This window comes from Mycobacterium sp. RTGN6 (genome assembly GCF_033804605.1).
Lineage (GTDB): Bacteria > Actinomycetota > Actinomycetes > Mycobacteriales > Mycobacteriaceae > Mycobacterium.
Map to the genome: position 1 here is coordinate 223,441 of NZ_JAPZKZ010000011.1, position 13,046 is coordinate 236,486.

A 13,046-nucleotide genomic window follows, 5' to 3' on the forward strand; every position below is an offset into this window, starting at 1 on the left:
TCCTGCGCACCCATGACCGCTACGGTCACCGCGTAGACGAGGTCGAATACGACCCGGCCTACCACGAACTCATGAAGGTCGCCGTCGGCCACGGTCTGCACGCGGCGGTAGCGGCTTTTCTGTGGACCCGCGGTGACCGGAGGTGGCGGCCTCTGCTGGTGACATACGTCCTAGTGATGGCGTTCACGCTGGTGTACACCGCGGAGCACTATGTCGTTGACATTCTCCTCGGGTGGGCGTTGGCTGCAGCGGTGCTGATCAGCATCAGGGGCCTCGAGGCCTGGAGAGGTCGCTGGCGGAATGCTGACATCGTTGCTACTCGCGAGTTGAACTCGGTCTGATAGGAAGCGTTCACGCGAACTTCATCCGTTTGACCCTGATTGATCCCGCACCCCTGCGCAGACTTTCCGGATTTGCTACCGCGCCAACGAATCGCTTCGATGAGTAGCTGTTGTGTAGTTTCCGACGGCTGGGCCGTCTCAATGTAGCGACATCTCGGTACTTGGAATCTGGCCGAAAGCGGCTCTCGTTACCTAATTTGACGTGCACGTAAGCAATTTTCCAACCAGGTCTTGATCAGCATCTTGACGCTGGATTGACGGAGCGAAGGAAATGATGCTGTCCATCTGATCTTGTTGTCCAGTAATATTTGCTCTCGCTTGCCGACGCAAGCTTGTCTCCGGGTGACTGAGAGGGTCCGACCATGGCCAAGCATCGCAAGATCACGTCTTCGAACCCGGCGAACTCGGTTCGCCAAGTTGTGGGAACCGGAGTTGCCGGAGCAGCGCTGGTTGGCGCGGGTCTGATCCTGGCCGTTCCCCAGGGGTCACCGGGACCGATCGCCGCCGCCATCGAGCTGGCTTCCGTCGGCTCGGCACTTACGCCGCCGCCGATGTCTCCAACGGCAGATGAACCGTGGTGGTTGTTGGGCGGACCCGGAACCGGCAGCCTGTTCGGGTCAGGTTTCCAGGCGCCCGCTCCCAATGCGCTGATATCCGCGCGCTCCAGTGTCCCAAGCCTTTTCGGTGGCACATGCGGGTTGGTTTGCAACGGCGCTGACGGAACCGCGGAAAATCCGGACGGCCAGAACGGTGGCCTTCTGTTCGGGAGCGGCGGCGATGGCTGGAACAGCACCATCGCCGGAGCGGCAGGTGGCAATGGCGGCACGGCTGGGCTGTTCGGAGGCAGTGGCGGCAACGGTGGCAATGGTGCCGACGGCGCTGGCGCGCTTGCCGGAGGTGCCGGCGGTAACGGGGGCGGCGCCGGGATCTTTTCGTTGTTCGGCAGCGGCGGTGCCGGCGGCCAAGGCGGCAACGGTGTGATCGGCAGTACCGGTGAGGTCGGGAAGGCCGGTGACGAGGGGACGGCCGGCGACGTTGGGACGGCCGGTGACGAGGGGAAGGCCGGCGAGGTTGGGAAGGCCGGCGACGAGGGGACGGCTGGCGAGGTCGGGAAGGCCGGCGACGAGGGGACGGCCGGTGACGTCGGGAAGGCCGGCGACGAGGGGAAGGCCGGCGACGTCGGCACGGCCGGCGACAAGGGGACGGCCGGCGACGTCGGCAAGGCCGGCGAAAACGGCGAGGTGGGAGGCCCCGCCCCGACTGCTCCGCCCGGCGAAGCAGGCAAGGCCGGCCTTCCCAGCACCGGCCTCACGCCTATACCCAACCCCAACATGCTCATCGGGTTCCCCGGTGGCACCGGCGGCATGGGCAATCCCGGAGGTGCCGGCGGGACCGGTGGCACGGGCAACGCGATCCTTCCCTCCGGAGGACAGATCAGCGTCGGGTCTGCCGCTGGAGGTGTCGGCGGTACTGGTGGCACAGGTGCTACCGGCGCCGCGGGCGGCACGGGTGGTGCGGGCGGCGTCGGTAACGGCGGTGCAGGCGGCACGGGCAGCGGCGGCACCGGCGGAAAAGGCGGTGATGGCGGCACGGGCACGACGGGTGGCACTGGCGGCAACGGCGGCATGGGCACGACGGGTGGCACTGGCGGCAACGGTGGGACGGGTGCCACAGGCGGCACGGGTGGCACCGGGCTGACGGGTGCCACGGGTGGCACGGGTGGCAACGGGCTGACGGGTGCCACGGGCGGCACGGGTGGCACCGGGCTGACGGGTGCCACGGGTGGCACGGGTGGCAATGGTGGGACGGGTGCCACGGGCGGCACGGGCGGAAACGGTCTGATCGGCGGCGCTGGCAGCCCAGGCACCGCGGGAGGCGCCGGCGGCAAGGGCGGGTCCGCAGGCCTCTTCGGATTCTTCGGACAGGGTGGCCAGGGTGGCGGCGGCGGCGTTGGTGGCGTCGGCGGTACGGGTGGTACTGGTGGCGCGGCGGGCAATGGTGGTACCGGAGGCACGGGTGGCGCGGCGGGTAGTGGTGGCACGGGTGGTACTGGTGGCGCGGCGGGCAATGGTGGTACCGGAGGCACGGGTGGCGCGGCGGGTAGTGGTGGCACGGGTGGCACGGGTGGCGCCGCAGGCAGTGGTGGCACGGGTGGCACGGGTGGCGCGGCCGGAGACGGCGGCCAGGGCGGTCAGGGCAACGCGAAAGTCCTAGTTGTCGGAACGACGCCGCTCGTGCTTGGCACTGCTGCTGGCGGTCAGGGTGGGCAGCCCGGTAATCCAGGCGCAGGTGGTCTGGGTGGTGCGCCGGGCACGCCGGGTGATGGTGGTCTGGGTGGTGCGCCGGGCACGCCGGGTGATGGTGGTCTGGGTGGTGCGCCGGGCACGCCGGGTGATGGTGGTCTGGGTGGTGCGCCGGGCACGCCCGGCGCGGGTGGTCAAGGAGGCGCCGCGGGCACTCCGGGTTCCGGTGGTGCCGGTGGTAGTGGCGGCAGCGGCGGTGCTGCAGGGGCCGGCGGAGGCGGCGGCCTGTTCGGCGGGTCTGGCAAGGCCGGTACTACGGGGGCATCGGGCGCCACTGGGGCGACCGGCAAGGCTGGCGCCACTGGTTCGAGTGGTACGACGGGGGCTACTGGCGCGACCGGATCGACTGGGGCGACCGGGAAGGCTGGCGCGACCGGGTCGAGTGGTGCGACCGGAGCGAGTGGTGCGACCGGATCATCTGGGGCGACCGGGAAGGCTGGCGCGACCGGGTCGAGTGGTGCGACCGGAGCGAGTGGTGCGACCGGATCGACTGGGGCGACTGGGAAGGCTGGCGCGATTGGATCGGTGGGTGAGACCGGGGCGAGTGGCGCGACTGGCAAGGCCGGCGCGCCCGGGGGCACCGGCGTGAACTGATGCGCGGGCGCTGTCTATCAGAGGAAGGATTGAAGTCGCCGTGCCCGACGCGGTGACTGCTCGCCCCGCGATCTGCCTCAACATGATCGTCCGCAATGAGGCACACATCGTGCGCGAGGTGCTCGACGCCGTGGCTCCTTACATCGCATCGTGGGTGATTGTCGATACGGGTTCCACTGACGGCACCCAGGACCTCATTCAGAACCACATGGCGAGTCTTGGCATCGTGGGTGAGCTTCACGAACGGCCCTGGCGTCATTTCGGTCACAACCGGTCCGAGGCGTTGACTCTCGCTCAAGGATACGGCGACTACATCTGGATCATCGATGCCGACGACATCGTTGTCGGCACGCCTGACTTCGGGCAGCTGAGCGCCGACGCATACAACTTGCGCTACTGCGAGGGTGCCGGCGCTACGTACTGGCGCCGACAGTTGTTTCGAGACCAATTGCCATGGCGCTATGAGGGTGTCGTCCATGAGTACGCGACATGTGATTGCGCGTTTGTCGAGGACCGCCTCGACGGCGAGTACTACATCGACTCACGTCGCCTCGGCGGCCGGAATCTGGATCCGCAGAAGTACGTGCGGGACCGTGATCTTTTGCTCGCCGAGATCGAACGTAATCCCGACGATGAGCGGTCGGTGTTCTACCTGGCGCAGAGCTACTTCGATCTCGGTGATTTCGTCAACGCCCAGAAGTGGTATGCGCGGCGCACCCAGATGGCCGGTTGGGACGAAGAGGTCTACTGCGCGATGTTCCGGCTCGCCGAGTCGATGTCACAACTCGCGCAGCCATGGCCGGCGGTCCAGGACGCTTACCTGCGGGCGTGGGAGTTTCGACCGACCCGCGCAGAGCCCTTGCATGCCATCGCATACCGCTACCGCAACGACCAGCGCTACGAACTAGGGCACATGTTCGCCGAGCGAGCCGCCGAAATCCCGTTGCCCCAAGAGGATTCATTGTTTGTCCGCGCAGACGTTCACGCCTGGCGCGCTGTCGATGAGCAGGCAGTGTGCGCGTCCTGGATCGGCAAGGAAGCAGAGTCGTTCACGTTATGCCGTCGTCTGCTTGCCCGAGATGACGTCCCCGCCGACGATCGACAAAGGATTGCGGGGAACCGCGACGTCACCGTCCCGGTGATGCTCGACGCTGCGTTCGCGTACCCCGGTGAACTGGCACAGAGTTTGGTAGTAGGGCCGCGTAACGCTGAGGTGACCATCAGCTTGATCGCGGGACTGGATCGCAACCTCGCAGAGCGGACGCTCAACTCGTTCCTGCGCTGCTGTGAGGGGGAGGCGGAAGGCATCCGCTTTCTCGTGCTGGCCGCCGGGCTGTCAGTGGACGATCGCGCCGCGCTTCTCGAGCGATACAGATTCCTGGAGTTCAGACATTGCGGCGACGGACCCGGAGCCTGGCTCGCGCAGATACGTGCCGAGATCGAGGGACGCTTCTGGCTGCATCTCGGCGAGGGCTGGAGTTTTTTCGCGCCCGAGCGAGTCATACGCCGCCTGACCGCGGTGCTCGAAGCGGAACCAGAGGTCTGGCAAGTCGGGGTCAACTTCGGAGATGCAGCGAAGCTGAGTGGTACCTGCGTGGCAGAGGACGACGTGCGCCGGGCCGATGGTGCCGGCCGCTACGCCCTTACCGACGTGGTCGCAACCGGCCCGGCCATGTACGAGACCGCACGCCTGGACCGGGCAGGCGGTTTTGATCGAGACGACACGGATCCGATCGCAGGGCTCGGACGACGGGCGGCCACCGCCGGGCTGCGGACCGCGACCCTCGACGAGGTGCTCTGCATCAAGGATGGCTGGCGTTACGGCTCTTGTACGACTGTAGAAAAAATGTAACATCAGGGTATGTCGGACACGCATGTCGTCACCAATCAGGTTCCTCCGCTGGAGAACTACAACCCCGCCACGTCGCCCGTCCTGATCGAGGCGTTGATTCGCGAAGGCGGAGAGTGGGGCGTCGACGAGGTCACCGAACTCGGAGCGCTCAGCGGAACTCCGCAGGCGCAGCGCTGGGGTGAACTGGCCGACCGCAACCAACCGATCCTGCGCACCCACGACCGCTACGGTCACCGCGTGGACGAGGTCGAGTACGACCCCGCGTACCACGAACTCATGAAGGTCGCCGTCGGCCACGGTCTGCACGCGGCGCCCTGGGCCGACGACCGCGCGGGCGCACACGTGGTGCGCGCCGCCAAGACCTCGGTGTGGACGCCCGAGCCAGGGCACATCTGCCCGATCTCGATGACGTACGCCGTCGTCCCCGCGCTGCGCTCCAACCCGGAGCTCGCCGCCGTCTACGAGCCGCTGCTGACCAGCCGGAGCTACGACCCCGAGCTCAAGGTGCCCTCCACCAAGGCAGGCATCACTGCCGGCATGTCGATGACGGAGAAGCAGGGCGGATCCGACGTCCGCGCCGGAACCACCGAGGCCACGCCCAACGGTGACGGAACCTACTCACTGCGCGGACACAAGTGGTTCACCTCGGCACCGATGTGCGACGTCTTCCTCGTGCTCGCGCAGGCGCCCGGCGGACTGTCGTGCTTCTTCCTGCCGCGCGTGCTGCCCGACGGCACCCGCAACCGAATGTTCCTGCAGCGCCTCAAGGACAAGCTCGGCAACCACGCCAACGCGTCCAGCGAGGTCGAATACAACGGCGCCACGGCATGGTTGGTCGGCGAGGAGGGCCGCGGCGTGCCGACCATCATCGAGATGGTCAACCTCACCCGGCTGGACTGCACGGTGGGCAGCGCGACGAGCATGCGCAGCGGGCTTACCCGCGCCATCCACCACGCCCAGCACCGAAAGGCGTTCGGCGCGTATCTGATCGACCAGCCATTGATGCGCAACGTGCTCGCCGACCTAGCGGTCGAGGCCGAGGCGGCAACCATGCTCGCCATGCGCATGGCCGGAGCCACCGACAGCGCGGTGCGCGGTGACGAACGCGAGACGCTGCTGCGTCGGATCGGGCTGGCGGCGGGCAAGTACTGGGTGTGCAAACGCGCCACGCCGCACGCCGCGGAGGCGATGGAGTGCCTCGGCGGCAACGGCTACGTCGAGGAGTCCGGGATGCCGCGGCTCTACCGCGAGGCACCGCTGATGGGCATCTGGGAGGGCTCCGGCAACGTCAGTGCGCTGGACACGTTGCGCGCCATGGCAACTCGACCCGAATGCGTCGACGTATTGTTCGACGAGCTCGGCAAGACCGCCGGTCATGACCCGCGGCTGGACTCCCACGTGGCGACGCTGCGGACCGACCTCGACGATCTCGAGACCATCCAGTACCGCGCCCGCAAGGTTGCCGAGGACACCTCCCTGGCGCTGCAGGGCTCGCTGCTGGTTCGGTTCGGGCACCCGGCCGTCGCCGAGGCGTTCCTGGCCAGCCGGCTGGGCGATCAGTGGGGTGGAGCGTTCGGCACGCTGCCCACTGGACTCGACCTCGGGCCGATCATCGAGCGCGCCCTGGTCAAGGGATGACGCACGCGATTAGGCCCGTCGACTTCGACGACTTGAAGACGATGACCTACGAGGTCACCGACCGCGTCGCGCGAATCACGTTCAACCGCCCCGAAAAGGGCAATGCGATCGTCGCCGACACGCCGTTGGAGCTCTCCGCACTCGTCGAGCGGGCCGACCTCGACCCGGCCGTCCACGTCATCCTGGTGTCCGGGCGCGGCGAGGGCTTCTGCGCAGGGTTCGACCTGTCGGCCTACGCGGAGGGCTCGTCGTCGGCCGGTGGCGGTAATCCCTACAAGGACACCGTGCTTTCCGGCAAGACGCAGGCGATCAACCATCTGCCGGATCAGCCGTGGGACCCGATGATCGACTACCAGATGATGAGCCGGTTCGTCCGCGGATTCTCGAGCCTGATGCACTGCGACAAGCCGACGGTCGTGAAGATCCACGGCTACTGCGTCGCGGGTGGCACCGACATCGCCCTGCACGCCGACCAGGTGATCGCGGCGTCGGACGCCAAGATCGGCTACCCGCCGATGCGCGTGTGGGGTGTCCCCGCCGCCGGACTGTGGGCGCACCGACTCGGTGACCAACGCGCCAAACGCCTTCTGTTCACCGGGGATTGCATCAGCGGAGCTCAGGCGGCCGAATGGGGGTTGGCCATCGAAGCCCCCGAACCGGCCGACCTCGACGAGCGGACCGAACGCCTCGTCGAACGCATCGCCGCGATGCCAGTCAACCAACTGATCATGGCGAAGCTGGCGCTCAACACGGCGCTGCTCAACCAGGGCATCGCCACCAGTCGGATGGTCAGCACCGTCTTCGACGGCGTCGCCCGCCACACTCCCGAAGGGCACGCATTCGTCGCCGAGGCGAGGGAGCACGGCTTCCGCGACGCGGTGAAGAGCCGCGACGAGCCGTACGGCGACGCGGGACGCAAGACGTCCGGGGTCTGAATCATGTCCAGAACGCTCACTCGGATGACCGCGCGTTCGGTCGTGTTGAGCGTGATGCTCGGTGCGCATCCCGCCTGGGCCTCAGCTAGTGAATTAGTCGCGCTCACCGCGGATTTCGACATCCGCGAGCCGACGCTGCGCGTCGCCCTGACCCGCATGGTCGGCGCAGGGGACCTGGTCCGATCCGCCGACGGCTACCGGCTCTCCGACCGGCTGCTCGCCCGCCAGCGACGCCAGGACGACGCGCTCGACCCGAAGTTGCGACGCTGGGACGGCACGTGGACGACGTTGGTGATCACCAGCGTTGGCGTCGACGCGCGCAGCAGGGCGGCCTTGCGAACGACGCTGCACGACAAGCGGTTCGGTGAGTTGCGCGAAGGCGTGTGGATGCGGCCCACCAACCTCGAGGCAGAATTGCCGACGGCACTGCGTGACCGGGTCCGCGTGCTCAATGCCCGCGACGACGACCCGGCCGGGCTTGCCGCCCGGCTGTGGGACCTGGAGGCGTGGGCGAAGACCGGGCGGCGGCTGCTGAACGACATGTCAACTGCCACCGACGTTCCCGGTCGCTTCGTGGCAGCGGCAGGCGCGGTGCGTCACCTGCTCACCGACCCGGTGTTGCCTGACGAGTTGCTTCCGACACCCTGGCCCGGCGCGGCCCTGCGCCAGGCCTACCACGACTTCGCCGCGGAACTGGTTGCGCGGCGCGACGACACTTCACTGATGGAGGCGAGATGACCAAGGGTGGCGTACGGGTCGAGCGCAACGGCGCGGTGACCACGGTGATCATGGACCGACCCGCGGCGCGCAACGCCGTCAACGGGCCCGCGGCCGCGGAGCTCTTCGCCGCGTTCGACGAGTTCGACAAGGACGACTCGGCGTCGGTCGCGGTGCTATGGGGCGACAACGGAACCTTCTGTGCTGGAGCCGATCTCAAGGCGTTCGGCACGCCGGACATGAACCCTGCACATCGCACCGGCCCAGGGCCGATGGGGCCGACGCGGATGGTGTTGTCGAAACCGGTGATCGCCGCCGTCAGCGGATACGCGGTGGCCGGTGGTATCGAGTTGGCGTTGTGGTGCGACCTGCGCGTCGCCGAAGAAGACGCCGTCTTTGGGGTGTTCTGCCGCCGTTGGGGGGTGCCGCTGATCGACGGAGGCACCGTGCGACTACCGCGGCTCATCGGGCACAGCCGGGCCATGGACCTGATCCTCACCGGCCGGGCCGTCGATGCCCAGGAGGCGTTCGCCATCGGGCTGGCCAACCGCGTCGTGCCCAAGGGGCAGGCGCGGGAAGCCGCGGAGGCGCTGGCCGCCGAACTCGCCGCGCTGCCGCAGCAGTGCATGCGGTCCGACCGGCTGTCGATGATGGGGCAGTGGGGACGCTCGGAAGCCGAGGCGATCGACGTCGAGTTCGCCAGCCTGTCCCGGGTGGCCGCCGAATCCCTGGCGGGAGCAAGGCGATTCGCCGACGGTGCGGGTAGGCACGGCGCGAGCGAGTGATCCGGAGTGGCGTCAGCCCTTGGTGATCGAGTTGTTCGAGCCGACGTCGCTGACCTTGGGGTCGCCGTTGCGGTACACGACGGTGTTGTTGAGGCCGACGGTGGTGATGTCGGTCTTGACCGTATCCAGGTTGACCTTGTTGTCGGCGCCGCCGATGTTGACCGAGTCGCACGTCCCGGTCACGGTCAGCGTGTTGTTGGAGCCGCCGATCGTCAACGACTTGCCGTCCGCGCAATCGATGTTGGCCGTGGTTCCGACCGATCCGTAGTTGATGGTGTTGCCGATCTCGACCTGTGCGCCCGAGGGCCCCGCCGTCGCCGTCGGCGCGTCAGCATCGTCGCCGGAGCCACAACCCGTCAGACCGAGCAGCACGCCGCTGACGCCGATTGCCGCGACCAGTCCACGAGTGAGCGCGCGCATCTTCCCAGGCTACGCGGGAACCCGGTCGATCCGGTTGGTCATGCCGAGTTCACGACCGCGGTCCCACAGCGTGGGTGAGCCGTCGTGGAACAACACCGTCTGGTCGGATCCGTAGACCACGATGTCGTTGATGACGTTGTCGGCGATGACGACGTTCGACGAGCCCTGAACCGCGATGCCCCAGCAGGTTCCCTTGGCGGTGACGTAGTTACCCGTGCCCATCACGATCAGCGTCGACTCGTTGCAGTCCAGGGTCTGCACGATGCCCTGCCCGGAGATGTGGGTGTCGCCGTTCTTCGCCTGCGCGGCGGGGGCCACGGCCAACGTCGCGGACACCGCCAGCACGCACGCCGCGAGCGTCGTGCCAAACGCCTTGAAACTCACGATGGTCCCCTTCGCGTCCGCCGATCACAGCCCGATCGGGAGAAGCGTACGTTGCTGTGAGCCTCCAATGGCGGCGGTTCGCCATCCCGGGCGGCTCGCTCGATATCCATCGGTCGCCCAACCGGGGGCCCGCTGGGTACCGTGTGCAGCGATGAGTCGGCGGTTGAAACGGGCTTTGGCCTGGACGTACGTAGCGGTCACCGCGACGGTGACGGCCGTCGGGTGCACGCAGACCGTCGACGGCAGCGCCCAACGCGCGCGTCCCGCGGTCCCGGATCCGGGGCGCAACTACGGCTACGTCGACGACCGCTGCGGGCTGTTGCTGGACGACAGCGTCAAGGAGCTACTCCGGGCCGACAGCATCGTGCGGCCCTACAGCGGTGCGGTGTGCCAGTACGTGCTCTCCACCCCGGCTGGCCTCGTCGACGTGGTCTTCTCCTGGTTCGACACCGGCAGCTTGGAACGCGAACGCGCATTGGCCGAGCAGCGGGGAAGCCACATCACCGACAAGGACGTCGCGCGTCATCCGGCGTTCCTGGTGCAGCGCCCCGACAACGCGGCGGCGTGTTCCGCCACTGCCGCCGCCGGGCCCGGCGTGCTCAGCTGGTGGGTGCAGTTCCGGCCTCAGACCGGTGAAGATCCGTGCAAGGCCGCCGAGGACCTGCTATCCGCCACGTTGTCGGCGGACATGTGATGGCCAAGGTTGCGGGCTGGATCGCGCTGCTGGCGACGACGGCGTGCGCACTGATCGGGTGTGGGGACCCGGGGTCGCATGGTGCGAAGGGGCCGTCGACGCCGGCCGCCGTCTACAAGCCAGCCGACTGCGGCGGCGTCACGGACGCCGACGTCAAACAGGCCGTCGGCTCGACGCTGTTCACCAAAGTCGTCGTCAGCGACGCGGGCTGCTTCTGGCAGGAGAACACCGCGATCGGCACCTTCGGTATCGGCATGGGCATTTCGACGTGGTGGTACCGCGGGAGTGACCTCGACACCGAACGTTCCCTGGAACAGAAGGTGGGTCGCACGCTGACAGAGCTGTCGATCAACGGCAACAAGGGCTTCAAGGCCTACGACGACAACGCGTGCAGCATCTACGTCGCCAAGGGCAACGACGTCATCACCTGGTCGATCCAGACGGTCAACCCCGCGATGCTGCCCGATCTGTGCTCGATCACCGAGCAACTCGCCCAGCTGAGCCAGGATCGCGTGAACTGATCGGGCGCGTCGCCAACTAGAGTCATTAGTACGCTCTACCCTGGGACGACGCACCTAGCGAACAAGGAAACCGACGACATGGCACCTCGGCTGGACCAGCCCCTCGCGGGGGCCGCCAAGCGTTCGTCGGCGCGCACGACGAAGCTCAGCAGGGACGCCATCGTCAACGCCGCGCTGACGTTCCTGGACCGGGAGGGCTGGGACGCGCTCACCATCAATGCCCTGGCCACCCAACTCGGAACCAAGGGGCCGTCGCTGTACAACCACGTCGACAGCCTCGAAGACCTGCGCCGGACGGTGCGGATGCGCGTGGTCGGCGACATCATCGGCATGCTCAACACCGTCGGCGACGGCCGTACCCGCGATGACGCCGTCGTCAGCATGGCCAGCGCCTATCGCAGCTATGCCCACCACCACCCCGGCAGGTACTCCGCCTTCACGCGGATGCCACTGGGCGGCGACGACCCCGAGTACACCGAGGCCACCCGTGCGGCCGCGGGGCCGGTCATCGCCGTGCTGGGTTCCTACGGTCTCGACGGCGAGAGCGCGTTCTATGCGGCGCTCGAATTCTGGTCGGCCATGCACGGTTTCGTATTGCTGGAGATGACGGGCGTGATGAACGGCGTCGATACCGATGCCGTGTTCACGGACATGGTGGTGCGGTTGGCGGCCGGTATGGAAAGGCGCTGAGCGCTTCCGCAAGGCGTAGCGCATAACCTGCAGCGATGGCGGCTCTGACGCGCTTTGACCTGCGCCACCACGGGCGGGTATTGTGGTCGCTCGTGCCTGGCTAAGGCGCTTGCGTTCGAAGTTCCACTCGTAAGCACGCCTGCACGCCGGGCCAATTCGCATGTCCACGACGCATCGACGAGGTCGATGTTCCGGGCGCGTGCGACACGCCCGGTCGCGGGGTACGCGAGCAGGCGGAAACTGCAGTACACAGACTTGAAAACCACGAAGTAACGAAAAGCAACACACAGGAAGCCGGTACATGCCAACCATCAACCAGCTGGTCCGCAAGGGTCGCCGCGACAAGATCGCCAAGGTCAAGACCGCGGCCCTCAAGGGCAGCCCGCAGCGTCGCGGCGTGTGCACTCGCGTGTACACCACCACCCCGAAGAAGCCGAACTCGGCACTTCGGAAGGTCGCGCGCGTCAAGCTGACCAGCCAGGTCGAGGTCACCGCCTACATCCCGGGCGAGGGCCACAACCTGCAGGAGCACTCGATGGTGCTGGTGCGCGGTGGTCGTGTGAAGGACCTTCCCGGTGTGCGCTACAAGATCATCCGCGGCTCGCTGGACACGCAGGGCGTGAAGTCCCGCAAGCAGGCGCGAAGCAAGTACGGCGCCAAGAAGGAGAAGAGCTAATGCCGCGCAAGGGTCCCGCTCCCAAGCGGCCGCTGGTCAACGATCCGGTCTACGGTTCGCAGCTGGTCACCCAGTTGGTCAACAAGGTCCTGCTGGACGGGAAGAAATCGCTGGCCGAACGCATTGTCTATGGTGCGCTCGAACAGGCCCGCGACAAGACCGGCACCGATCCGGTCGTCACCCTCAAGCGCGCGCTCGACAACGTCAAGCCCGCCCTCGAGGTGCGTAGCCGCCGCGTCGGTGGCGCCACCTACCAGGTTCCGGTCGAGGTCCGCCCGGAGCGGTCGGTGACGCTGGCGCTGCGTTGGCTGGTCAGCTTCTCGAAGGCTCGCCGTGAGAAGACCATGGTCGAGCGCCTGGCGAACGAGATCCTCGACGCCAGCAATGGCTTGGGTGCCGCCGTCAAGCGACGCGAGGACACCCACAAGATGGCCGAGGCGAACCGGGCCTTCGCGCACTACCGCTGGTGATTTAGCGCCGGCAGTGCTGCCGGACG

Annotated in this window: 13 protein-coding genes and 2 pseudogenes; 13 read left to right on the forward strand and 2 right to left on the reverse strand. The window is 67.4% G+C overall.

Annotated elements, in window-relative coordinates; translation table 11 throughout:
• Nucleotides 1-2 precede the first annotated feature (2 nt).
• From SLQ33_RS26035 to SLQ33_RS26070, 8 genes and pseudogenes are all read left to right on the forward strand, one after another.
• Nucleotides 3-50, forward strand: a pseudogene (locus SLQ33_RS26035) (hypothetical protein); the annotation flags it as partial.
• A 42-nt stretch (nucleotides 51-92) separates the two neighbouring features.
• Nucleotides 93-341, forward strand: a pseudogene (locus SLQ33_RS26040) (phosphatase PAP2 family protein); the annotation flags it as partial.
• 362 nt (nucleotides 342-703) lie between these two features.
• Nucleotides 704-3,238: a PGRS repeat-containing protein gene (locus tag SLQ33_RS26045; protein WP_319456779.1), complete on the forward strand. Its 2,535-nt coding sequence runs from the start codon at nucleotides 704-706 to the stop codon at nucleotides 3,236-3,238.
• A gap of 40 nt (nucleotides 3,239-3,278) precedes the next feature.
• Entirely contained in the window at nucleotides 3,279-5,090 is a 1,812-nt protein-coding gene (locus SLQ33_RS26050) for a glycosyltransferase (RefSeq protein ID WP_319456780.1), read from the forward strand.
• 9 nt (nucleotides 5,091-5,099) lie between these two features.
• Complete coding sequence (locus SLQ33_RS26055) at nucleotides 5,100-6,728, forward strand: acyl-CoA dehydrogenase family protein (RefSeq protein ID WP_319456781.1); 1,629 nt, start codon at nucleotides 5,100-5,102, stop codon at nucleotides 6,726-6,728.
• Nucleotides 6,725-7,663, forward strand: coding sequence for a crotonase/enoyl-CoA hydratase family protein (locus SLQ33_RS26060; RefSeq protein ID WP_319456782.1), 939 nt, complete (start codon nucleotides 6,725-6,727; stop codon nucleotides 7,661-7,663). The genes SLQ33_RS26055 and SLQ33_RS26060 overlap by 4 nt, the downstream gene beginning before the upstream one ends.
• A gap of 24 nt (nucleotides 7,664-7,687) precedes the next feature.
• Complete coding sequence (locus SLQ33_RS26065) at nucleotides 7,688-8,401, forward strand: PaaX family transcriptional regulator C-terminal domain-containing protein (protein ID WP_319456783.1); 714 nt, start codon at nucleotides 7,688-7,690, stop codon at nucleotides 8,399-8,401.
• Nucleotides 8,398-9,165: a crotonase/enoyl-CoA hydratase family protein gene (locus SLQ33_RS26070; RefSeq protein WP_319456784.1), complete on the forward strand. Its 768-nt coding sequence runs from the start codon at nucleotides 8,398-8,400 to the stop codon at nucleotides 9,163-9,165. The genes SLQ33_RS26065 and SLQ33_RS26070 overlap by 4 nt, the downstream gene beginning before the upstream one ends.
• A gap of 12 nt (nucleotides 9,166-9,177) precedes the next feature.
• On the opposite strand, the gene SLQ33_RS26075 is transcribed toward SLQ33_RS26070, so the two are convergent.
• Together SLQ33_RS26075 and SLQ33_RS26080 are read right to left on the reverse strand one after the other, a co-directional pair.
• On the reverse strand, nucleotides 9,178-9,585 hold the full coding sequence (locus tag SLQ33_RS26075) for a DUF3060 domain-containing protein (RefSeq protein ID WP_319456785.1): 408 nt from the start codon (nucleotides 9,583-9,585) through the stop codon (nucleotides 9,178-9,180).
• Between the two features lie 9 nt (nucleotides 9,586-9,594).
• A complete protein-coding gene (locus SLQ33_RS26080; protein ID WP_319456786.1) occupies nucleotides 9,595-9,969 on the reverse strand; it encodes a DUF3060 domain-containing protein in 375 nt (124 codons plus the stop codon).
• 151 nt (nucleotides 9,970-10,120) lie between these two features.
• Here SLQ33_RS26080 and SLQ33_RS26085 point away from each other — a divergent pair, with 151 nt between their 5' ends.
• The 5 genes from SLQ33_RS26085 (at nucleotide 10,121) to rpsG (ending at nucleotide 13,020) form a co-directional block, all read left to right on the forward strand.
• Entirely contained in the window at nucleotides 10,121-10,663 is a 543-nt protein-coding gene (locus SLQ33_RS26085; protein ID WP_319456787.1) for a DUF3558 domain-containing protein, read from the forward strand.
• Nucleotides 10,663-11,184 (forward strand): DUF3558 domain-containing protein, encoded by a 522-nt coding sequence (locus SLQ33_RS26090; protein WP_319456788.1) that lies wholly within the window; start codon nucleotides 10,663-10,665, stop codon nucleotides 11,182-11,184. The genes SLQ33_RS26085 and SLQ33_RS26090 overlap by 1 nt, the downstream gene beginning before the upstream one ends.
• 78 nt (nucleotides 11,185-11,262) lie before the next feature.
• On the forward strand, nucleotides 11,263-11,874 hold the full coding sequence (locus SLQ33_RS26095) for a TetR/AcrR family transcriptional regulator (protein ID WP_319456789.1): 612 nt from the start codon (nucleotides 11,263-11,265) through the stop codon (nucleotides 11,872-11,874).
• Nucleotides 11,875-12,175: 301 nt separating this feature from the next.
• Nucleotides 12,176-12,550, forward strand: a complete 375-nt coding sequence (gene rpsL, locus SLQ33_RS26100) for a 30S ribosomal protein S12 (protein ID WP_319456790.1) — start codon at nucleotides 12,176-12,178, stop codon at nucleotides 12,548-12,550.
• On the forward strand, nucleotides 12,550-13,020 hold the full coding sequence (rpsG, locus tag SLQ33_RS26105) for a 30S ribosomal protein S7 (RefSeq protein ID WP_317158523.1): 471 nt from the start codon (nucleotides 12,550-12,552) through the stop codon (nucleotides 13,018-13,020). Before rpsL ends, rpsG begins: the two co-directional genes overlap by 1 nt.
• Nucleotides 13,021-13,046 lie beyond the last annotated feature (26 nt).

Bases quoted from the DNA above. Each gene is read 5' to 3' on its own strand.
- SLQ33_RS26045 (WP_319456779.1), top strand. From the start codon at position 704: ATGGCCAAGCATCGCAAGATCACGTCTTCGAACCCGGCGAACTCGGTT.
- SLQ33_RS26055 (WP_319456781.1), top strand. From the start codon at position 5,100: ATGTCGGACACGCATGTCGTCACCAATCAGGTTCCTCCGCTGGAGAAC.
- SLQ33_RS26060 (WP_319456782.1), top strand. From the start codon at position 6,725: ATGACGCACGCGATTAGGCCCGTCGACTTCGACGACTTGAAGACGATG.
- SLQ33_RS26065 (WP_319456783.1), top strand. From the start codon at position 7,688: ATGACCGCGCGTTCGGTCGTGTTGAGCGTGATGCTCGGTGCGCATCCC.
- SLQ33_RS26070 (WP_319456784.1), top strand. From the start codon at position 8,398: ATGACCAAGGGTGGCGTACGGGTCGAGCGCAACGGCGCGGTGACCACG.
- SLQ33_RS26075 (WP_319456785.1), bottom strand. From the start codon at position 9,585: ATGCGCGCGCTCACTCGTGGACTGGTCGCGGCAATCGGCGTCAGCGGC.
- SLQ33_RS26085 (WP_319456787.1), top strand. From the start codon at position 10,121: ATGAGTCGGCGGTTGAAACGGGCTTTGGCCTGGACGTACGTAGCGGTC.
- SLQ33_RS26090 (WP_319456788.1), top strand. From the start codon at position 10,663: ATGGCCAAGGTTGCGGGCTGGATCGCGCTGCTGGCGACGACGGCGTGC.
- SLQ33_RS26095 (WP_319456789.1), top strand. From the start codon at position 11,263: ATGGCACCTCGGCTGGACCAGCCCCTCGCGGGGGCCGCCAAGCGTTCG.
- rpsL (WP_319456790.1), top strand. From the start codon at position 12,176: ATGCCAACCATCAACCAGCTGGTCCGCAAGGGTCGCCGCGACAAGATC.
- rpsG (WP_317158523.1), top strand. From the start codon at position 12,550: ATGCCGCGCAAGGGTCCCGCTCCCAAGCGGCCGCTGGTCAACGATCCG.